Here is a 19,157-nt window from a genome sequence, read left to right on the forward strand (position 1 = left end):
TAATGGATCACGTGGGGCCTCTGGAACTCTAGGATTCGATCTTCGCAAATCCAGTCCTACCAGGGGCCCCACGCCTCATCCCACGCCAACACGCCCACCCGAGCCCAGCCCTACTGAGAAAACCTCAATGTGGCCTTCGGTGCGTCCAACGCACCCAATGTGGCCTTCGGTGCGTCCAACGCAACCAATGTGGCCTTCGGTGCGTTGGACGCAACCAAGGCCACATTGGGTGCATCCCGGGACCCCGGACGCGCGGACCTAGGTGTGCCGCAGCGGCGGGTTCGCCGTCACCCCGAGCACGCGCGCGACCAGCCAAGCCAGGGCGTCCGCGGTCCGGGCCGGTGTGTCCGACGGCTGCATGACGTGCGACAACACCGCACGCACCACCAGGTCGATCACCACCGCGACCCGGTCGTCGCCCAGCGGGGGCCGGTAAGCCGCCACGCGGCCCGCCAGCATGCGCTTCGCCTGGGTGAGCAACGCGCCCGCGTCCGTCGTCAGCAGGGGCAGGAGCTCCGGTGCCGTGCCGTGTGTTGCCGAGACGATCGCGCGGAGCAGCGTGTTGTCGTCGGCCAGCTCGAGGACTCCGCGGACCGCGTCGTAGATCGCCTCGACGAGATCTTCCGGGTGGCGGTCGAAGGCCGCGCCGACGACCGAAAGGAACCCGTCGAGCTCGTGCGCGACCATCGCCTCGGCCAGCGCGGCCTTGGAGCCGATCTCGTTGTACACCGTCTGGCGGCTGACGCCGGCCAGCTCGGCCAGCCGGGCCATCGTGACGGCCTGCCAGCCGGATCTCGCCGTCAGCTCGATCGCCGCGGCGATGATCGGGCGCCGGTGCTGACCGCCTTCCGCCGGCGCCGGGACCGCCCTGCTCATGATCGGCATTCTAGGGCCCGGCCGGGCCCATCCGCCCCGGTGCCACGAAGTCGACCTTCTCACGCACGCCGCAGTCCGGGCAGCACCAGGCGTCCGGGATCGACGCCCACGGCGTGCCGGCCGGGAAGCCTTCCCGAGGGTCGCCGCGCCGCTCGTCGTAGACGTACCCGCAGCCGGGGCACATGCCGCCCTCGGTGGCGTCGCCGTGGGTGTCGGCGATCTCCCGCGAAGCCGCCGTGACGCGGGTTCCGTAGCGCGCCAGCACCCGGGCCCGCTTGCCGGGCTGGATGTTGGCGCGCGAGATGTCGCCCTCGTAGTGGGCGAGCACCCGCGGGTCCATCACCCGGCGCCACAGCGGCGGGACGAGCGCCAGCACGATCATCCCGGCGTACCCGGTGGGCAGCACCGGCGACTCGGCGAAGTCGCGCAGCGTCTGGTAGCGGCGGGTCGGGTTGGCGTGGTGGTCGCTGTGCCGCTGCAGGTGGTAGAGCAGGACGTTGGTGGCGATGTTGTTGGAGTTCCAGCTGTGGCTGGGGTCGACGCGCTCGTACCGCCGCCGCCCGGGCACCCCGGCCCGCTGCCGCAGCATGCCGTAGTGCTCCATGTAGTTGACGACCTCCAGCAGCGAAAACCCGACGACCGCCTGGATCACCAGGTAGGGCAGGATGCCCGGGCCGAGCCACACCACCATCGCCGCCCACAGCACCGCGGACATCAGCCAGGCGTTGAGCACGTCGTTGCCGAGCCGGTAGGGGTGGCGGTCGCGCCGGGCGTAGCGCTTGCGCTCCAGCCGCCACGCCGACTTCAGCGAGCCGAAGACCGTCCGCGGCCAGAAGCGGTAGAAGCTTTCGCCGACGCGGCTGCTCGCCGGGTCCTCCGGCGTGGCCACGCGGACGTGGTGGCCGCGGTTGTGCTCGATGTAGAAGTGCCCGTACCAGCTCTGCGCCAGCGCGATCTTCGACAGCCAGCGCTCGTGGCTCTCCTTCTTGTGCCCGAGTTCGTGCGCGGTGTTGATGCCGATCCCGCCGACGCACCCGATCGACACGGCGAGGCCGATCTTGTCCGGCACGGTGAGGTCGCCCCGCGCGATCAGCCAGAACGCCGCCGCGAAGCCGAGGTACTGGACAGGCAGGAAGGCGAAGGTGATCCAGCGGTAGTAGCGGTCGTTCTCCAGCCGCGCGATGACGTCGTCGGGCGGGTTGCTCCGGTCCAGCCCGGCGACGAGGTCGACGAGGGGCACGACCACGAGGATCACGACCGGCCCGATCCAGAACCAGCCACCCCACCCGGTGGCGGCGTGCAGCCCGATGGCGAGGAACGCCAGGGAGGGCACGACCAGGCCGATCAGCCAGAGGTACCGCTTGCGGTCGCGCCACAGCCCGGTCGAGCCGGCGGGCAGGGTCCCGGTCGCTTCGCTCATCACACCCTCCTTGGCGGCTGAGTGGACAAGACGGTAGCCGATGTCCAGGTAGCTTGACAACATCTCAGTCGATGTAAAGCTGCGCAGGATTGCGCTCAACTCGCGCACACCGAACCAGCTGAATTCACTTTCACCCGTTCGGCCCAGTGATCGACACCGCGAATCAATCCACAACGCCAGTACCTGAGGAAATACCGGTAATCGCCCCGGAGCAGACAGTAAACGCCGTTCGCCGCCCGCCGGACGAGTGTCCGCAAGCCGGGTCGCGCCGAACAGGTGTCCGGGGTTCGTGGTAAAAAACGGACCCTGATCGATTCCGCGGCAACACGGAGGGTGAGGCGAAGACGGGTGACGGCGGCCGCTGTGTCCCATCGTCGTGTCCGCTTCCTCGTCCGGGTCCCCTTTCCTCGCCGACCGTCACTCAGGAGTTCGTGAACCGCCGTGCTGAACAAAGACCCCAGGGACGAGTCGGACAAGCCGTACGACAAGTCGATCCGCAAAAGGCTGACCAGGACCGTTCTCATTCCCAGCGTGACACTGCTGGTGCTGTGGATCGCCGTCTCGTCCTACTTCCTCTTCAATGGCGTATATGTCCGCTTGGTCGCGGCGTCCGTCCGTGAGGTCTCGATCCCCGCCGCCACAGCGCTGGCCGAGTTCCAAAAGGAACGCCAGACCGCGCTGCAGTACCTCGACGACCCGGCGCTCGGCCCGGCCCGGCTCCAGCAGCAGCAGAAGGCCACCGACGAAAAGCTCGCCACGCTGAAGGACGCCTTCGCCGCGACGATCTCCAACTCGCCGGACGAGATCGCGTCCAAGGTGAACGCGCTGAAGTCCCAGTTCGACCAGCTGCCCGTGCTGCGCTCGCAGATCAGCTTCCGCAGCATCGACCGCGCGCAGGTCAACGCCTACTACAACGGCGTGATGGACACCGCGTCCAACCTCTTCGACACCCAGGCCCGGATCGTCCCCGACTCCGAAGCCGCGACCGGCGGCATCACGGCGACGACGGTCTTCCGCGCCGGCGACATGATGTCGCGCGAGACGTCGCTGGTCTCGACCGCCTTCGCCGCCGGGACGTTCGCGCCCAGCGACTTCGCCCAGTTCGCGCAGCTGTCCGGGATCTACCGGACGCAGCTGGAGCAGGTCGCGCCGTTCCTCGACCCGGGCGTCCGCCAGAAGTACCAGGCGCTGACCACCAGCACCGCCTGGCGGCAGCTGGCGACCGCCGAAGAGGCGATCGTCAAGCACGGCCCGTGGTCGGCCGGCGAGCAGAACTCCGTGCCGGTGTCCGAAACGGACTGGCAGAACGCGACGAACCAGGTCGCCCAGGGCCTCAACGACCTCGCCATCACCCAGGCGGACAAGGTCTCGGCCGCGGCGATCGACGCCGGCGACGCCCAGCTGCGCAACGTGATCCTCGGCAGCATCGTGGCCCTGCTCGCCTCGCTCGCCGCGATCATCGTCGCGGTGCGGGTGTCCCGCTCGCTCGTCGACCGCGCGCTGATGACGCGCCTCGCGCGGCTGCGCAACGACTCCCTCGACCTCGCCCGCAACCGGCTGCCCGACATCGTGGAGCGGCTGAAGAGCGGCGAACCCGTGGACCTGAAGGAAGAACTCCCCCGGCTCGACCACGGCCGCGACGAGATCGGGCAGGTGGCCGAGGCGTTCAACGTCGCCCAGCTGACCGCGGTCAACGCCGCGGCGAGCGAGGCCAAGGCCCGCAGCGGTGTGCACAACGTGTTCCTCGGCATCGCGCACCGCAACCAGGTCCTGGTCCACCAGCAGCTGCAGATCCTCGACGAGATGGAAGCGCGCGAGGACGACTCGACGCAGCTGGCGGCGCTGTTCCAGCTCGACCACCTCGCCGCCCGCGCCCGCCGCACCACCGAGAACCTGATCATCCTCGGCGGGAAGCAGCCCGGCCGCCGCTGGCGCAAGCCGGTCGCGCTGATGGAGGTCCTGCGGGCCGCCGTCTCGGAAACCGAGCAGTACGCCCGGGTCCAGGTCGAGCAGGTCGCCGACGTCGCCATCGTCGGCGCCGCGGTGGCCGACACGATCCACCTGGTCGCCGAGCTGGTCGACAACGCGACGTCGTTCTCGCCGCCCGGCTCGCCGGTCGAGGTGACCAGCCGGATGGTCGCGCGCGGCGTCGTCGTCGACGTGTCGGACCAGGGGCTCGGCATGAAGGACGGCGTCCGCGAGTGGGCCAACGCGATGATGGCCGAGGCACCCGAATTCGACGCGATGGCCCTGCGGGCCGACTCCAGCCTCGGCCTGTTCGTGGTCGCGCGGCTGGCGGCCCGGCTCGGCATCACCGTCACCTTCGACCCGTCCCGCTACGGCGGCCTCCGCGCCACCGTGCTCATCCCCACCCAGCACCTGGCCGGCGAGGACGGCGGTCAGGCCCCGGAGACCTCACCGGCCGAGACCACCGCGGTCCTCGCCCCGGTGGGTGCCCCGGCACCCCAAGCGGCAGAAAGCTCGCTCCGCACGATGGACACGCCCAGCTCGTTCAGCGGCCAGATCCCGATGAAGCGAGAGAGCAAGCCGAGGCCGTACCCGGCACGTGCCCTCACCCCGCCCGACGCCCTGCCCGACGTGCCGGCGGCGGCGCCGGAGCCGGCCATCACGCCGGCCACGGAGGTGAAGCCGACCGACGACCGGCCCCGGCTGCCCCGGCGGGAGCCGCAGCAGAACCTCGTCGCCCAGCTCGAGAACGAACCCGACGACAGCGCCGACGACGTCGTGGCGCCGGGGGAAGGCACCGCGCGCACGCTCGCGGCGTTCCACAAGGGCACCCGCCGCGGGCGCGGCGGACCGGAAGACGACTCGTAATCCCCGGCCACACAACGGAAAGTCCACACAGGAAAGTCAGGGTCTGAAGTCGAATGAACGAGTACGGGAACCCCAAACCCGATCTCAACTGGCTGCTTGACGACATGGTGAACCGCGTGGTCGGCGCGCAGAACGCCATCGTGCTCTCCGCCGACGGGTTGCTCATCGGCAAGTCGGCCGGGATGAGCAAGGACGACTCGGACCAGCTGTCGGCCATCGCCTCCAGCCTGCAGAGCCTCGCCAAGGGGGTGAGCAAGCAGTTCAACCGCGGCCCGGTGCTGCAGAACATGATCGAGATGGAGCGCGGCTACCTGTTCGTCTCCGCGGCCGGGCAGGGCGCCTGCCTCGCCGTGCTGGCCGCCGACAACGTCGACGTCGAAATGATCGCCTACGAGATGAGCCGGCTCGTCAAGCGCGTCGGCGACTACATGGCGTCCGCGCCGCGAGAAGCGGCGTCGGTGCTCCGGGAGGCCACATGAGTGCCGAAGACGGCTGGTACGACGAAGCCGCCGGGCCGCTGGTCCGGCCGTACACGATCACCAGCGGCCGGACGCCGGCCGGCACCGCGCGGCTGGACCTGTCGACGCAGGTGATGACCCTGCGGTCGGAACAGGAGCCGGCCGGGCTGGGCCCGGAGCACAACGCGATCGTGCAGCTGTGCCGCCACCCGGTGTCGATCGCCGAGATCGCCGTCTACGTCAAGATCCCGCTGGGGGTCGTGCGGGTGCTCGTCGGCGACCTGATCGAACGCGGCCTCGTCATCACGCGGTCCCCTGCCCACAACCCGGCGCAGGCGCCGGACCTCGAAACTCTCCAGGCGGTTCTCGATGGCCTCATCAAGTACTGACGGCACGGGGGCGGACATGGTCCCCACGCCGGTCAAGATCATCATCGCGGGTGGTTTCGGCGCCGGGAAGACCACGATGGTCGGTTCGGTCAGCGAGATCCCGCCGCTGACCACCGAGGAGGTGCTCACCGAGGCGAGCGCCGGCGTCGACGACCTGTCCGGTGTCGAGCGGAAGACGACGACGACCGTCGCGCTGGACTTCGGCCGGATCACCATCTCGCCGCGGCATGTGCTGTACCTGTTCGGGACGCCGGGCCAGGCGCGCTTCTGGTTCATGTGGGACGACCTGGCCCGCGGGGCGATCGGGACGGTCGTGCTGGTCGACACCCGGCGGCTGGAGACCAGCTTCGCCGCGATCGACTTCTTCGAGCGCCGGAAGATCCCGTTCGTCGTCGCGGTGAACTGCTTCGACAACGCCCCGCGCTACACGGCCGACGAGATCCGCGAGGCCCTGGTGGTCCCGGACCGTGTGCCGATCGTCATGTGTGACGCACGCGACCGCGACTCCAGCAAGCTCGCGCTCATCCGGCTCGTCAAGCACGCGATGACCGTGGTGCCGGCGCGGGTCTGAGACCTGCGCGTTGTCCGCTTTTGTCCGCACTGGACATCCCCGGTGTCCGTTGTGGCCCTGCGTGGCCGCGACGGGCACCGGCGTACCCACATGGCCCAATTGACTGGACCACCCGGGTGCAGACTTTTAGTTGAGCACGCATCCAACTGATAGCATCCGCTCGTGACGAGTCGCGTGCCGGAGTTTCCTGAATATATAAGGGAAAACTATCCGGCACAGGGTCGTCTCTTCGGCGACTTCCTGTGCGGCATGTGGTCTACCGCCTGCGAAGCGCTCGATGTCCCATTGGAGCAGTCTGTCCGGACCACCCGGATGCTGCGGACCCTGTTGCCGGCGTGGTCGCACGAGCGGATCGGGCCGGTTCCCGCCCGGCCGTCCTATGTGGCGGACGACGGCTTCCCGGCCGAGATGTCGGTCAACTGGTCCGGCGCGCGGCCGGAACTGCGGGTGCTGTTCGACAGCCTCGGCCACGAAGTGGCCTGGCCCGGCGACAGCGTTTTCCACAGCCGGCGCCTCGACCACGTCCGCGAGACGTTCACCCCACGCGCGGGCCGGCCGTCGCCGGCGCCGCTGTGGCATTCGATCGCCTGGCGGCCACCGTCCGAGGTGGTCCACAAGACGTACTTCGGGCTGTACTCCTGGCCGCACGCGCACCGCGAAGCGGCCGTCGCCGAAGCCATGGCGCGGCTCGGCATGGCCGAAGCCTGGGACACCACCCGGCGTCACGTCGAAACTGTCGAAGGCGACCGCGAAATCGAGTTCTTCGCCGTCGACCTGACCGACGAAGCGCAGGCCCGCGTCAAGATCTACTACCGCAACCACGGGGCCGGGCTCGCGGAGGTCGAGCGCGTCGCCGCCGTGGCGCGGCACCACGACTCCGGCCGCGCGCAGGCGGCCTACCGGACGCTGGCCGGCGAAAGCACCGACGCCGGCGAAGCGGCGTTGAGCTGCCTGGCGTTCCGGTCCGGTGTGGACCGCGCCGCCGAGTCCACGACGTACCTGCGGCTGCCCGCACTGGCACCCGACGACCGCGAAGCCGTGGACCGCACGGCCGCGCTGCTGCACGGCGAAGGCGTCGACCCCGGCCGGTTCCGCACCCTCGCCGCAGCGCTGGCACCCGCGCCGCCGAGCGACAGCCGGGGCGTGCTGGAACTGGTCAGCTTCCGCGCGGCGGGCCGCCGCGGCGACGTGACCACGTACTTCCGGTTCCCGGTCTTCGACCGGCCGGCTCCCTCCCCGCTTTCGCCCGTCGACCTCGGATAGACCACCGTAAGGAGCAGATCGTGACCGAGCAGGACGTCGAGCGTGTCGCCCGCCACAACGAGCAGCGGCAACGGGAGTACGAGGCGTCGGACCTGATCCGGCTGCTGACCGACGAGAACACCACGCCCGAGACGAAGAAGGCGGTGCTCACGTACCTGCAGCCGTGGTCGAACGCCTTCCAGCGGATGATCAGCGCCCGGGTGACCTTCGAGAGCGACCCGGAGCTGCGCGCGCTCGCGTGCGAGCACCAGGCCGAAGAGGTCGGCCACGACAAGATCCTGGCCCGCAGCCGCGCGGACGACCGGGAACTGGTGTGGGACCCGGTGATCGAGATGGGGGCGTCCTGGTTCGTCGACCAGTTCGCGATCCTGCCGGGAGTGCAGCGCGCGGTCCTGGCGCACCTGGCCCTCGAAGCGGGCAGCCTGGTGTTCAGCCAGGCGGGCACGAAGGCGTTCCCCGACGACGAATACTTCGGCCTGCACGACGAAGCCGACGTCGAGCACCTCGAGATGGGGTACGAGCTGCTGCGGCGGCGCGGCGACTGGACGCCGGAAGCGGTGATCACGGTGCTGGACCGGGCATGGCAGGTGATCGGCGTGGTTTCCGACCGCATCGCCGAGTGCGCCCGCCGCGATACGGTGGCGGCATGACGACCACCGAACCGGCCGCCGCGGCCCGCGAAATCGCCGTCGAGGCCGCCGGCGCGTACCAGGAAGCGTTGGGAGACCGCCTGATCGGCGTCTACCTGCTGGGCAGTTTGGCGTACGGCGGCTACTCCGCGGCCGCGAGCGACATCGACCTGGCCCTCGTGCTCACCGAAACCGGCGACGACGCCCGCTCGGCGGTCGAGCGCACGACGGCGGCACTGCAGGAGCGAAGCCCGCTGCACCGCAAGCTTTCGGTGTTCTGGGCGTCGTTGCCGGCGTTGCGCGAAGGCCGCGACGACGGCCGTTTCCCGGCCCTGGACCGCTTGCAGCTCGCCGACGACGGCCGGGTGCTGGCCGGCGAGGACGTCCGCGCGGAGGTCGCCCGTCCCGAGGCGGCGGAGCTGTTGCTGGAGAGCGCGGGCTTCGCGATCGCGGTCCTGGCGACCGACGAGGTGACAGCCGAGTTCACGTCGCCGAAGCGGCTGCTGGTGGACAAGGTGTGGTTCACGAAGGCGGTCCTGTTCCCGGTGCGGTTCCTGTATTCCGGGACGACGTCGACGGGCCGCGCGGCGAACAACGACGAAGCGATCGAGTGGTACCTGACGCGGGAGGACGCCCCGGCGGCGTCGCTGGTGCGGCTGGCCCAGCAGGTCCGCGCGGGTCACCCGCTGGAGCCGGCGGAGGTCGAGCCGGAACTGGCGGCGGGGCTGGTTCCGTTGTACCGGTACTACATCGCGGCGGAATCCCGGCGGCTGCAGGAGTCGGGCGCGCCGCAGGAGCTGGTCGACGCCTTCGCCGGCTGGGACAAGCGGCTGGGATGAAGCGGATCCGGCGGTGTGCGGGGAAGCACACCGCCGGTCTCACCGCAGGGTCAACGGCGTCTCCGACGCCACCCGCGTCAGCTTCTCCGGGTTGCGGACGAAATACAGCCCGCTGATCCGGCCACCCTCCACGCGCACCGCCATGATCCCGTCGAACTCGCCGTTGACGTGCAGGGCCAGCGCCGGGTTCCCGTTGACCACCGTCGGCATCCCGGCCACCGCCACCGCCGCCCTGCCGATGCCGCCCACGATGAACCGGACCACCTTGTCCGCGCCCGACACCGGGCGCAGGGCCGCCTGCTTGACGCCGCCGCCGTCGCTCATCAGGACCACGTCCGGGGCGAGCAGGTCCAGCAGCCCCTGCATGTCCTGGCCCTCGAGCGCCCGCTGGAACGACTCCAGCACCGCCCGCGTCTCCCGCGCCGAAACCACCTCACGCGGCCGTCGCGCGTCCACGTGCCGCCGCGCGCGGCTCGCGATCTGGCGGACCGCGGCGGGCGTTTTTCCCACCGCTTCGGCGATTTCGTCGTACCCGACGTCGAACACCTCGCGCAGCACGAACACCGCGCGTTCGGTCGGCGCCAGCGTCTCGAGCACCAGCATCAGCGCCATCGACACGCTTTCGGCCAGCTCGACGTCCTCGGCGACGTCCGGCGTCGTCAACAGCGGCTCGGGCAGCCACGGCCCGACGTACGCCTCCCTGCGGCGCTGCACCGTGCGCAGCCGGTTGAGCGCGAGCCGGGTCGTGATCCGGACCAGGTACGCGCGCTCGTCGCGCACCCCGGCCAGGTCGACCTCGGCCCAGCGCAGCCACGTCTCCTGGAGGACGTCCTCCGCGTCGGCCGCCGAACCGAGCATCTCGTAGGCGACGGTGAACAGCAGGTTCCGGTGGGCGACGAAGGCTTCGGTCATGACGTCTGTTCCCCTCACGCGACGAAGTCCCCGAACCGGCCCCAGGCGACGAACGCCGCCACGGCCAGGTAGGCCAGGTTCAGCACGGCGAACGCGGCACTGCCGTGCCGGACGTGGGTGATCATCGCACCCACCATCAACAGCACCCAGCACACGGCGGTCACCGGCACCAGCACCGGCGCGATCCCGGTCGCCGCGGGCAGGATCAGGCCGAGCGCCGCGAGCAGCTCCAGCGTCCCGAGGCCCTTGACGAAGCCGGGAGCGGCGGCGGCCGTCCATTCCCCACCCGGCGCGGCCGCCAGCTTCGCCCGGGGCACGAAGACCTTGCCGACGCCTCCGGTCAAGGCCACGACGGCGAGCAAACCGGCCGCGATCCACAGGGCCACGTCCATGACGTTCTCCTCTCGAACGGTGTCCGGCCACCAGACACCGCCCGGCGGGAAGTTGTGACAGCCTTGTTTCTGTACCTACTGGTATGTACAGTCAGGCCCCATGGGAACCAGGGACCAGCTCGTCGACAGCGCCCGCGCGCTGTTGTGGGAACGCGGCTACGTCGGCACCAGCCCCAAGGCCATCCAGCAGCGGGCCGGCGCGGGCCAGGGCAGCATGTACCACCACTTCGCCGGCAAGAAGGACCTGGCGCTGGCCGCCGTGCGGCGCAGTGCCGAGGAACTCCTGACCGCCGCCGACGCGCAGCTGAGCACCCCCGGCACCGCCGTCGAGCGGATCACCGCCTACCTGCGGCGCGAGCGCGAAGTGCTCAAGGGCTGCCCCATCGGCAGGCTCAGCCAGGACCCCGACATCGTGGCCGACCCGGAGCTGCGCGCCCCGGTCGACGAGACGCTCACCCGCGTGCGCGCCCGGCTCGCCGAGGTCCTCGACGAAGGCCGCGCCGCGGGCGAACTGCCCGCCGGCCTGGACACCGCGGCGCTGGCCACCACCATCGTCGCCGTCCTGCAGGGCGGCTACGTACTGGCCCGCGCCGCGAACTCCCCCGAGCCGTTCGACCAGGCCGTCTCCGGCGTGCTCGCACTGCTCACCGCCTGCTGAACCCCCAGGGAGAACCCGAAATGCACGTCAGCCACGTCCCGGCCACCAGCACCCCGGCGCCCGCCGACGCGGTCAGCGGCAGCGCGTGGATCACCTCGCTCGCCGTCCCCGAAGGCCCGTCCCGCACCCGGGTCGACCGCGTGCAGTTCGCCCCCGGCGCCCGCACCCGCTGGCACCGGCACCCGCTCGGCCAGGTCCTCGTCGTCACCGACGGCACCGGCTACGTCCAGCGCCGCGGCGGCCCGGCCCAGCTGATCCGGCCGGGCGACACCGTCCGCGTCGCCGCCGGCGAATGGCACTGGCACGGCGCCACCGACACGACGTCGCTGACCCACCTGGCCATCGAGGAGCTCCCCGCCGACGGCACCCCGACCGAGCTCGGCGAGCCGGCGGGCGAAGGTGAACCGGCCGCCGTCCCGGCCTTCACCCGCACGCTGCTGCTCGACCAGCGGCTCCCGGCGCCCCGCGTGATCGATCACGTCGAAATCCGCCGGATCACCATCGCGCCGGGCGAGCACCTCGGCCTGCACGTCCACAACGGACCGGTGTTCGGCAGCATCGAAACGGGTTCGGCCGTTTACCAGATCGAGGGCGAACCCGAAACCGTGCTCACCCCCGGCGACGTCTTCCACGAGCCCGAATCGGCGCGGATCGCCCGGTTCGACCCCCAGGGCGACGGGGTCACGTTCCTCGCCTACTTCCCGGCCGGACCAGGCGAGACGCCGAGCCTGACCATGCTGGACAGCTGACTCCACACTCCATGCCTCACCGGGGTACACGGCTGCGGGTTCATTGCGGTTCACCACATTTCCGAACTCTTTCCTCACAGACAAAGTTCTGGACAACGGGGCGCGCACGAGTCACGATTACGCCGTGCCCGCCCCTCGTTGACCTCCCGGAAAGAATCGGTTGGCTTTTCACAAGGCGGACATTGTTATCGCTAACAGAGAACCGCTCCACTGGTGTCGGGCCAGTGGATTCTCTTCCCCTTGAACCCCATGGAGTCCCTTCATGCCCGGAAACACGGGAAAGCACCGCATCTCCCGACGAACCAAGATCGCCACCGGCGTCCTCGCGCTGGCCGTGGCCGCCGGCGGCATCGCGGTGTCGACGACCTTCGGCGACCCCGGCCAGGCCAGCGCCGACGAGGCCGACGCGTCGCTCTACATCGACATCCTCAAGGTCGCGCCGAACAACAACGAGCCGGCGAACTCGCGCGGCGCGTCCACCGGCACCTTCACCGTGGACTGCGGCCGCAACGAGAACGGCCACTTCAACCCGGACAACTTCGTCGCCCAGCCCGGCGTCCGCAACGGCGCCCAGCACCTGCACGACTACGTCGGCAACCTCTCGTCCAACGCGGACTCGAACAACAAGAGCCTCGAAGCCGCCGGGACCACGTGCAAGAACGGGGACAAATCCGCCTATTTCTGGCCGGTTGTCCGCATCGACACCGATGACGAAGAGAAGAACCCGCCGGCGAAGTCCCCGGACGGCGACCGCGACCAGGCGGCCCAGGACGCCGTCTCCCCGGTGATCACCTGCCCGGACGTCGCGAGCAAGTTGCCGGACGTCCCCGACTCGGCGATGGCCGAGGTCAACCGCAACCTCGACCTGCTCGACACCCAGCTCGACGAGGCCAACAAACGCCTGATCAGCACCAAGGGCCAAGGCGGCCCGAACTTCGTCCAGAACGCCATCCTCGGCCCGCTCAAGGACAAGCGCGTCGCCACCATCGACCGGATGGCCATCGCCATCGGCCGCACGGCGGCCAAGCCCCAGGGGCTCGGCTCCCTCGCTCCCTGCGCGCTCAAGGAGCAGGCCGGCAGCGGCGGCAACCCCGCGAGCAACGGCGGCGGCGCCCCCGGCGGCGCGGCCCAGCAGATCACCTGCCCGGACGTCGCGAGCAAGCTCCCCGCCGTCCCGGCGTCGGCCAAGGCCGAAGTGGACCGCAACCTCCAGCTGCTGAACACGCAGCTCCAGGAGGCCAACCAGCGGCTCGTCAGCACCCAGGGCCAGGGCGGCCCGAACTTCGTCCAGAACGCCATCCTCGGCCCGCTCAAGGACAAGCGCGTCGCCACCATCGACCGGATGGCCATCGCCATCGGCCGCACCGCCGCGCGGCCCCAGGGCCTCGACGCCCTCGCGCCGTGCACCCTCGGCCAGGGCGGCGGCAACGGCAACAACGGTGGCGCGACGGCGACGCCGCCGCTGCCCGGTCCGGACGCGAACAACGAGCTGCCGGAGAACGACGGCGAGATCCAGCGCCCGGCCAAGGTCGGCATCACCTTCCGCGGCAGCGCCGTGGGCAAGGTCGTCGCGATGCCGAAGTTCCTGCGCGCCCTCACCGGTGACGCCAAGCCGTCGATCAACGGCACCAAGAACACCCGGGCGGCGTGGACCTGCACCGGCTTCGAAAACCGGATCACCGACAAGTACCCGATCTGCCCGCAGGGCAGCAAGGTGGCGCGGATCCACGACTTCCCGAGCTGCTGGGACGGCAAGAACACCGACAGCGCCAACCACCGCACGCACATCGTGTTCCCGGACAAGGCCGGCCGCTGCCAGGCCGGGTTCAAGGCGGTGCCGCAGCTGCGGATCACGCTCGTCTACGACATCCCGCACGACATCCAGGTCAAGCGGCAGTACAAAGTGGACTCGTTCCCGTCCGAGAAGCACAACCCCTTGTCGGACCACAACGACTTCGCGAACGTGATGTCGCAGAGGATCATGAACCAGGTCGTCAACTGCATCAACCGCAACAAGACCTGCAACGCCTGACCCGCGCGGGTGCCCGCCGCGGACGGCGGCGGGCACCCGTGAGGAGACACGATGACGGTCCCGATCGTTCCGGGATTCCACCCCGACCCGTCGATCTGCCGGGTCGGCGACACGTACTACCTGGCGAATTCGAGCTTCGAGTACGTGCCGGGCGTCCCGATCCGGCGCAGCACCGACCTCGTCTCCTGGGAGCTGGCCGGCCACGCGCTGACCCGGCCGAGCCAGCTGCCGCCGAGCGAGGGCGCGGCGAACACGGGCATCTACGCGCCGACGCTGCGGCACCACGACGGCCGCTTTCACGTCGTGACCACGAACATCCTCGAAGCCCACCGCGGCCAGCTGATCGTGACCGCCGAGGACCCGGCAGGCCCGTGGTCGGACCCGGTGCACGTGCGCGGCACCGCCGGCATCGACCCGGACCTGTGCTGGGACGACGCCGGCGGCTGCCACCTCACGTGGGCGTCGTTCCGGCCGGACCTGCCGGGCATCGCGAGCGTGCCGATCGACCCGGCGACGGGCGCGATGCTCGCCGAGCCGCGGCTGCTGTGGAACGGCACGGGCCTGGCCGCACCGGAGGGCCCGCACCTGTACCGCGTCGACGGCTGGTGGTACCTGCTGCTCGCCGAAGGCGGCACCGAACGCGGCCACGCCGTCACCATCGCGCGCGCCCGCACCATCGAGGGCCCCTACGAACCGGGGCCGGCGAACCCGATCCTGACCCACCGCAGCACGACGCACCGGGTGCAGAACACCGGGCACGGCGACCTGGTCGAGTGCGCCGACGGCAGCTGGGCGCTGGTGTACCTGGGCGTCCGGCCCCGCGGCAAGACACCGCAGTTCCACGTCAACGGCCGCGAAACCTTCCTGGCCGGCGTGGACTGGGTCGACGGCTGGCCCGTCGTCGACGAGCACCGGTTCCCGGTCACCCCGGCGGACAACAGCTTCACGGACACCTTTCCGACGGCGGAAACGCACCCGCGCTGGGTGGCCCCGGGCGCGGCTCCCCGCACCCACTGGACCGCCCCCGGTGAGCTGGTCCTGACGCGGGCCCTGCTGACCAGGGCCCTCGACGAGTACTGGACGGCGGTGGCCCGCCTCGACGTTTCCCTCGGCACAGCCGCGTTCGTGGTGCGCATCGACGACCGGCACTGGTACGGCCTCACGGCGGACGGCGCCACCGTGACGGCGACGGTCGCGATCGGCCCGGTCGTGCAGGCCGTCACGACGGTCGCGGCCGGGCCGGTCGTCGCCCTGCGGATCCGTGCGCTCGAGCCGCCCCTTTCCGGCCCGTTCCACGAGGCGGCCGAGCCGGACCTCGTCGAGCTGTCGGTCCTGCGCGACGACGACCGGGCGGAGGTCCTGGGCACGTTCGACGGGAGGTACCTGTCCACCGAGGTAGCGGCGGGCTTCACCGGCCGGATGATCGGTGTCGAAGTGCGCGGGGGAAGCGTGGTGCTGCGGGAATTCCGCTACTCGGCGGAGCGGCCCGGGAGCGCCACGGGGTAGTCGTGCGCGAAGTCGGCCGACCGGCTGACCGCCGCCCACGTCTCGGCCTCCGCCAGCTGCTGCCGCGAATAGGACTGGGCGAGGCCGACGGCATTCTCGCCGAGCAGCAGGTGGGACGGCGGGTTCCCGCTCTTGACCACGCGCACCAGGATCTCGCCGGCCCGTTTCGGGTCGCCCGCGGTGACGGCCGGGTGATCCCACGTCATCGCGCCGACGGTGGCCGCGTACTCCGCGGGGACGTCGTGGACCTGCATGGACGGGCCGGCCCAGTCGGTGGCGAACCCGCTCGGCTCGACCACGACGTACCGGATGCCCAGCGGCCCGGTCTCGGCCGCCAGCACGCGCGTGAAGCCGTCGACGGCGAACTTCGCGGCCTGGTAGGAGGCCAGGCCCGGCGTGCCGCCGACCCGGCCGCCGATCGACGAGAACTGCACGATCGTGCCCGCGCCCTGGGCCTTCAGGACCGGGAGAGCCGCGAGGGAAACGTGGTAGACACCCCAGAAGTTGGTGTCGAACTGCCGCCTGAAGTCCGCCTCGGAAGCGGTCTCGGCGGGCGCGACGTTGGCGTAGCCGGCGTTGTTGACCACGACGTCGATACGGCCGAACCGCGCGACGGCGGCCCGCACCGCGGCCTCCGCCGCGCCGCGATCGGTGACGTCGAGGGCCAGCGGCAGGACGCGGTCGCCGTACTGCCGCACGAGGTCGTCGAGCTGCTCCGGCTTGCGGGCGGTGGCGACCACCCGATCGCCGTCCTCGAGGGCGGCGGCGGCGAGGTTGCGGCCGAAGCCGCGGGACGAGCCGGTGATGAACCATGTCTGAGTCATGCAGTTAGTACAACCCTGTTTCGTTAATAACGCAACTGTGTTGCGCTACGATGTGTGGCATGACACAACGGGCACGAAGCGCGGCGGCGAAGCAGGAGCGCGAGCGGGCGATCCTCGACGCGGCCCGCGCGCTGGCCACCGGGCGCAGCGTCCGCGAGGTGACGCTGACCGACATCGCGGCGGCCGTCGGCATGCACAAGTCGGCGATGCTGCGGTACTTCGAGACGCGCGAGCAGATCTTCCTGCGCATCACGGCCGAGGCCTGGCAGGAGTGGTCGGCCGCGGTCCGAGCCGAGCTGGCCACGGCCGGCCGTGCCGAGGTCGCCGCCCTCCTCGCGCGGTCACTGGTGTCGCGCCCGCTGTTCTGCGACCTGCTCGCCCAGGCCCCGATGAACCTGGAGCGCAACGTGTCGTGGGCGGCGGTGCACGAGTTCAAGACGACCGTGCTGGCCGAGGTCGACGCGGTACGGAAAGCGTTGCGGCAGCGGGGAATCAGCGAGCAGGGCACGGCTCTGCTGACGACGACCGCGACGAGCATGGCGGGGGCACTGTGGCAGATGGCGGCCCCCGGCACGCAGCTGCGCGAGTTCTACCGGTCGCACCCGGAGCTGAGCCACGCGCTCGTCGACGTCGAGCCGCGGTTGACGGAGATCCTGGCCGCGCTGGTCAAGGGCGCCGGCTGAACCCCGCGCTGTCGCCTACCATCCACCTTCAGCCTCGGCCGTTCGCCGCCAGGACGTCGAGGCGTCCGTTTTGGACGTTGGCGAGCACGCTCGGCCTGCCCGGCCGCAGTCGAGCAACCGAACCTGGGCCGTGCCGCGCAAGCCCCTGTGCCAACCGGCGGGTTGTTCGAAAGCGAAGATCGATGCTTGCCGCCATTTCCGCGCTGACGCTCGCGGCGTCAACGCTGATCACCGTTCCGGCCTGAGACGAAAGCGCGGGAGTCCGGCGAAAAGTCTCCGCCGAGGAAGCTCAGCGGATCGTCACCGGGCCGGCACGACGAACAAGGAACTGCCCGCGCTGACAGCGAAAGCCGTGACCGCCGCCGATCCGGCGACGCCGACCGGCGACAAGTCGGCCCGGGACGCCTGGTTCTCCTACACCAACGGCAAGGTCTACTACGTCGACCCGGTCAACGCGGCGGGCGGCCACGGTTTCCGGGTCAACGGCAGCTACAGCCGGTACGTGCACATCGCGGGATATCCGGGCGACCGGGACAGCGGCGAGGTGCAGTGGTACTGCTGGGGAACGACCGACCGGTGGCCGAGCGCCAACGCCTATCGCCTCGGCTGCAATTTCGGCGGCGGTTCGAGCGGTGGACCGTGGCTCGAGGACTACCAGCCCAACGGCTTGGGTTACGTGATCAGTGCCATGCACGGGTAACCTCAACGGAAACAATTCCGGGCCGTATTACGACAGCCGTCCTGGACGTCTTCAACGCGGCGAAGGACCACACCCCGTAAGGAGGCAGCCGTGACCTCCCGCAGGCGCACGGTCGTGGTGGTGGCGCTGGCCGTGGCGGCCGTCGCGCTGGGCGCCTCCGCGGTCGCCGGGTTGCTGGGCGCAGGTGACCCGGCCGCACCCGCCGGCCCGGCGGTGCACACCGACCCGGACTGCTGGACCGGGGAACGCGTGCGCGGGGCGCAACCGGCCCCCATGCCGACCCCGCCCGGGGGCCGGTAAGAGTGAGTTCCCGATCCGGTTCGACGTGGTGGCCGAAGGCCCGTTCCCGCCCTCGCGGCGGAAGCGGGCCTTCGATCTCTTTCCCGGCGACGCATGGTTTATCGTTCCGCCATGCTTGACAGCATCCGGAAGAGCGCCCGCGCTGCCACGCTGCTGCGGGACGTGTTCGACTTCGACATCGCCCGCCTCGACCCCGTCGAACCGGTGCGGCCGGCGTCGGGCGGCGAACTGCGCGCGATCGCCGGCGACGCCTCGGGCGGCACGTTCTTCGTGTGCGACGACGGACCGGTGCTCTACGCCAGTTCGGAAGGCGGCGCCGGGATCATCGCCACCGACGTGGCCGGCCTCCTGCGCCTGATCGTGGGCGTGCCCACCTGGCAGGATGTCGTGCCGGCCGCACCCGGCCTCGACGCCATGCGCGACGCCTTCGGCTCTTCCTACGCCGAGATGAGCTCGTACGAGCCCCGGATCGACGAGGCACGCGCGGAGATCACCGCGGAGCTGGAACTCGGCCCGGCCACCGTCGAGGAGGTGCTGGCGTCGCTGAGCAGGTGCCTGACCGAACTGTCGCCCGGCTACGTGCTGCTCAATGAGAACGGCGACGAATACGAACCCCTGTAAGGGAATTCACTCCACGAGTAGGCCTGCCGGCCGCGACCGCCCACGACAAGGCAAGGTGCTCGGCCAACGCCAGACCCCGGCCCGACAGCGTCGGCCGGCCAGCGGCCGATTCCTTCCCGAAGATCTCGAAGGTCGGCATCTGCTGGTCGGTGACCGTGCAGTCGCCGGTGCTGCCACGTTGGTGGTCGACGATGACGGGCAGGCCGTCGATCGAGGTTTCGGTCCACGGTTCGAACATGTCGTCTTTCCGTGCCGGTGACTCCGCCGGCTCGGTGAGGGTTTGCGGGCGCTTGACCGGTTGCGAAGCGGTGGCGGTCGCCTTCCTGAACGGCGCGACGTCAGTGCGGTCATGACCGCATCACGAAACCACGCATCCCTCCCCGACGCGCAAAGGCAAGGGCCCCACGGGTAAACCGACCTACTCGCCGCTGCCACCGCCGCCCTGCGGGCGATCGGCATCGGGGTCTGGAGATGCGAACCTGCGTGACGCGCGGGAGCAC

The 19,157-nt window shown here is 70.5% G+C and carries 21 protein-coding genes; 15 read left to right on the forward strand and 6 right to left on the reverse strand.

From position 1 onward, the window contains the following. Positions 1 to 258: 258 nt before the first annotated feature. Positions 259 to 885: a TetR/AcrR family transcriptional regulator gene (locus I4Q55_RS31220; protein ID WP_206792822.1), complete on the reverse strand. Its 627-nt coding sequence runs from the start codon at positions 883 to 885 to the stop codon at positions 259 to 261. Between the two features lies 1 nt (position 886). Further along, the gene (locus I4Q55_RS31225; protein ID WP_206792824.1) at positions 887 to 2,296 is read right to left on the reverse strand and encodes a fatty acid desaturase; all 1,410 of its coding nucleotides are present in this window, start codon (positions 2,294 to 2,296) and stop codon (positions 887 to 889) included. 441 nt (positions 2,297 to 2,737) lie between these two features. On the opposite strand from I4Q55_RS31225, the gene I4Q55_RS31230 reads away from it, so the two are divergent. The 7 genes from I4Q55_RS31230 to I4Q55_RS31260 all read left to right on the forward strand — a co-directional run bounded on the left by I4Q55_RS31230 (position 2,738) and on the right by I4Q55_RS31260 (position 9,280). After that, positions 2,738 to 5,131 carry an ATP-binding protein gene (locus I4Q55_RS31230; protein ID WP_206792825.1) on the forward strand — a complete coding sequence of 798 codons (2,394 nt, stop codon included), beginning with the start codon at positions 2,738 to 2,740 and terminating at the stop codon, positions 5,129 to 5,131. Between the two features lie 53 nt (positions 5,132 to 5,184). Beyond that, positions 5,185 to 5,610, forward strand: a complete 426-nt coding sequence (locus I4Q55_RS31235) for a roadblock/LC7 domain-containing protein (protein ID WP_086851216.1) — start codon at positions 5,185 to 5,187, stop codon at positions 5,608 to 5,610. After that, positions 5,607 to 5,978 (forward strand): DUF742 domain-containing protein, encoded by a 372-nt coding sequence (locus tag I4Q55_RS31240; RefSeq protein ID WP_206792827.1) that lies wholly within the window; start codon positions 5,607 to 5,609, stop codon positions 5,976 to 5,978. The genes I4Q55_RS31235 and I4Q55_RS31240 overlap by 4 nt, the downstream gene beginning before the upstream one ends. A 16-nt stretch (positions 5,979 to 5,994) precedes the next feature. Further along, entirely contained in the window at positions 5,995 to 6,549 is a 555-nt protein-coding gene (locus tag I4Q55_RS31245; RefSeq protein WP_086851220.1) for an ATP/GTP-binding protein, read from the forward strand. Positions 6,550 to 6,861: 312 nt separating this feature from the next. Further along, positions 6,862 to 7,812: a tryptophan dimethylallyltransferase family protein gene (locus I4Q55_RS31250; RefSeq protein ID WP_206792829.1), complete on the forward strand. Its 951-nt coding sequence runs from the start codon at positions 6,862 to 6,864 to the stop codon at positions 7,810 to 7,812. Between the two features lie 20 nt (positions 7,813 to 7,832). Continuing rightward, the gene (locus I4Q55_RS31255; protein WP_206792831.1) at positions 7,833 to 8,462 is read left to right on the forward strand and encodes a hypothetical protein; all 630 of its coding nucleotides are present in this window, start codon (positions 7,833 to 7,835) and stop codon (positions 8,460 to 8,462) included. Beyond that, complete coding sequence (locus I4Q55_RS31260) at positions 8,459 to 9,280, forward strand: hypothetical protein (RefSeq protein ID WP_206792833.1); 822 nt, start codon at positions 8,459 to 8,461, stop codon at positions 9,278 to 9,280. Before I4Q55_RS31255 ends, I4Q55_RS31260 begins: the two co-directional genes overlap by 4 nt. 39 nt (positions 9,281 to 9,319) lie before the next feature. On the opposite strand, the gene I4Q55_RS31265 is transcribed toward I4Q55_RS31260, so the two are convergent. Together I4Q55_RS31265 and I4Q55_RS31270 are read right to left on the reverse strand one after the other, a co-directional pair. Next, positions 9,320 to 10,192: an RNA polymerase sigma-70 factor gene (locus I4Q55_RS31265; RefSeq protein WP_206792834.1), complete on the reverse strand. Its 873-nt coding sequence runs from the start codon at positions 10,190 to 10,192 to the stop codon at positions 9,320 to 9,322. Positions 10,193 to 10,206: 14 nt separating this feature from the next. Beyond that, entirely contained in the window at positions 10,207 to 10,584 is a 378-nt protein-coding gene (locus I4Q55_RS31270) for a DoxX family protein (protein WP_206792836.1), read from the reverse strand. A 100-nt stretch (positions 10,585 to 10,684) separates the two neighbouring features. Here I4Q55_RS31270 and I4Q55_RS31275 point away from each other — a divergent pair, with 100 nt between their 5' ends. From I4Q55_RS31275 to I4Q55_RS31290, 4 genes are all read left to right on the forward strand, one after another. Then, a complete protein-coding gene (locus I4Q55_RS31275; protein WP_206792838.1) occupies positions 10,685 to 11,242 on the forward strand; it encodes a TetR/AcrR family transcriptional regulator in 558 nt (185 codons plus the stop codon). 20 nt (positions 11,243 to 11,262) lie between these two features. Next, on the forward strand, positions 11,263 to 11,991 hold the full coding sequence (locus I4Q55_RS31280; RefSeq protein ID WP_206792840.1) for a cupin domain-containing protein: 729 nt from the start codon (positions 11,263 to 11,265) through the stop codon (positions 11,989 to 11,991). Positions 11,992 to 12,253: 262 nt separating this feature from the next. After that, positions 12,254 to 14,023: a DUF1996 domain-containing protein gene (locus tag I4Q55_RS31285; protein WP_206792842.1), complete on the forward strand. Its 1,770-nt coding sequence runs from the start codon at positions 12,254 to 12,256 to the stop codon at positions 14,021 to 14,023. A gap of 51 nt (positions 14,024 to 14,074) precedes the next feature. Further along, on the forward strand, positions 14,075 to 15,529 hold the full coding sequence (locus tag I4Q55_RS31290; protein WP_206792844.1) for a glycoside hydrolase family 43 protein: 1,455 nt from the start codon (positions 14,075 to 14,077) through the stop codon (positions 15,527 to 15,529). On the opposite strand, the gene I4Q55_RS31295 is transcribed toward I4Q55_RS31290, so the two are convergent. Next, positions 15,493 to 16,353, reverse strand: a complete 861-nt coding sequence (locus tag I4Q55_RS31295; RefSeq protein ID WP_206792846.1) for an SDR family NAD(P)-dependent oxidoreductase — start codon at positions 16,351 to 16,353, stop codon at positions 15,493 to 15,495. The genes I4Q55_RS31290 and I4Q55_RS31295 overlap by 37 nt on opposite strands. A 59-nt stretch (positions 16,354 to 16,412) precedes the next feature. Between I4Q55_RS31295 and I4Q55_RS31300 the strand changes: the two genes are divergently transcribed. The 4 genes from I4Q55_RS31300 (at position 16,413) to I4Q55_RS31315 (ending at position 18,657) form a co-directional block, all read left to right on the forward strand. Continuing rightward, positions 16,413 to 17,036: a TetR family transcriptional regulator gene (locus I4Q55_RS31300; RefSeq protein ID WP_242547124.1), complete on the forward strand. Its 624-nt coding sequence runs from the start codon at positions 16,413 to 16,415 to the stop codon at positions 17,034 to 17,036. Between the two features lie 352 nt (positions 17,037 to 17,388). After that, positions 17,389 to 17,736 carry a hypothetical protein gene (locus I4Q55_RS31305; protein WP_206792850.1) on the forward strand — a complete coding sequence of 116 codons (348 nt, stop codon included), beginning with the start codon at positions 17,389 to 17,391 and terminating at the stop codon, positions 17,734 to 17,736. Between the two features lie 90 nt (positions 17,737 to 17,826). Then, on the forward strand, positions 17,827 to 18,036 hold the full coding sequence (locus tag I4Q55_RS31310) for a hypothetical protein (protein ID WP_206792852.1): 210 nt from the start codon (positions 17,827 to 17,829) through the stop codon (positions 18,034 to 18,036). Between the two features lie 111 nt (positions 18,037 to 18,147). Continuing rightward, positions 18,148 to 18,657, forward strand: coding sequence for a hypothetical protein (locus I4Q55_RS31315; RefSeq protein WP_242547125.1), 510 nt, complete (start codon positions 18,148 to 18,150; stop codon positions 18,655 to 18,657). On the opposite strand, the gene I4Q55_RS31320 is transcribed toward I4Q55_RS31315, so the two are convergent. Further along, positions 18,623 to 18,895, reverse strand: a complete 273-nt coding sequence (locus I4Q55_RS31320) for a hypothetical protein (RefSeq protein WP_206792856.1) — start codon at positions 18,893 to 18,895, stop codon at positions 18,623 to 18,625. The genes I4Q55_RS31315 and I4Q55_RS31320 overlap by 35 nt on opposite strands. Positions 18,896 to 19,157: the final 262 nt, after the last annotated feature.

This window comes from Amycolatopsis sp. MtRt-6 (assembly GCF_017308975.1).
Taxonomy (GTDB): Bacteria; Actinomycetota; Actinomycetes; order Mycobacteriales; family Pseudonocardiaceae; genus Amycolatopsis.

Bases quoted from the DNA above. Each gene is read 5' to 3' on its own strand.
- I4Q55_RS31280 (WP_206792840.1), top strand. From the start codon at position 11,263: ATGCACGTCAGCCACGTCCCGGCCACCAGCACCCCGGCGCCCGCCGAC.
- I4Q55_RS31285 (WP_206792842.1), top strand. From the start codon at position 12,254: ATGCCCGGAAACACGGGAAAGCACCGCATCTCCCGACGAACCAAGATC.
- I4Q55_RS31265 (WP_206792834.1), bottom strand. From the start codon at position 10,192: ATGACCGAAGCCTTCGTCGCCCACCGGAACCTGCTGTTCACCGTCGCC.
- I4Q55_RS31225 (WP_206792824.1), bottom strand. From the start codon at position 2,296: ATGAGCGAAGCGACCGGGACCCTGCCCGCCGGCTCGACCGGGCTGTGG.
- I4Q55_RS31270 (WP_206792836.1), bottom strand. From the start codon at position 10,584: ATGGACGTGGCCCTGTGGATCGCGGCCGGTTTGCTCGCCGTCGTGGCC.
- I4Q55_RS31250 (WP_206792829.1), top strand. From the start codon at position 6,862: ATGCTGCGGACCCTGTTGCCGGCGTGGTCGCACGAGCGGATCGGGCCG.
- I4Q55_RS31275 (WP_206792838.1), top strand. From the start codon at position 10,685: ATGGGAACCAGGGACCAGCTCGTCGACAGCGCCCGCGCGCTGTTGTGG.
- I4Q55_RS31240 (WP_206792827.1), top strand. From the start codon at position 5,607: ATGAGTGCCGAAGACGGCTGGTACGACGAAGCCGCCGGGCCGCTGGTC.
- I4Q55_RS31220 (WP_206792822.1), bottom strand. From the start codon at position 885: ATGCCGATCATGAGCAGGGCGGTCCCGGCGCCGGCGGAAGGCGGTCAG.
- I4Q55_RS31300 (WP_242547124.1), top strand. From the start codon at position 16,413: ATGACACAACGGGCACGAAGCGCGGCGGCGAAGCAGGAGCGCGAGCGG.
- I4Q55_RS31290 (WP_206792844.1), top strand. From the start codon at position 14,075: ATGACGGTCCCGATCGTTCCGGGATTCCACCCCGACCCGTCGATCTGC.
- I4Q55_RS31245 (WP_086851220.1), top strand. From the start codon at position 5,995: ATGGTCCCCACGCCGGTCAAGATCATCATCGCGGGTGGTTTCGGCGCC.
- I4Q55_RS31235 (WP_086851216.1), top strand. From the start codon at position 5,185: ATGAACGAGTACGGGAACCCCAAACCCGATCTCAACTGGCTGCTTGAC.
- I4Q55_RS31260 (WP_206792833.1), top strand. From the start codon at position 8,459: ATGACGACCACCGAACCGGCCGCCGCGGCCCGCGAAATCGCCGTCGAG.
- I4Q55_RS31295 (WP_206792846.1), bottom strand. From the start codon at position 16,353: ATGACTCAGACATGGTTCATCACCGGCTCGTCCCGCGGCTTCGGCCGC.
- I4Q55_RS31315 (WP_242547125.1), top strand. From the start codon at position 18,148: ATGCTTGACAGCATCCGGAAGAGCGCCCGCGCTGCCACGCTGCTGCGG.
- I4Q55_RS31320 (WP_206792856.1), bottom strand. From the start codon at position 18,895: ATGTTCGAACCGTGGACCGAAACCTCGATCGACGGCCTGCCCGTCATC.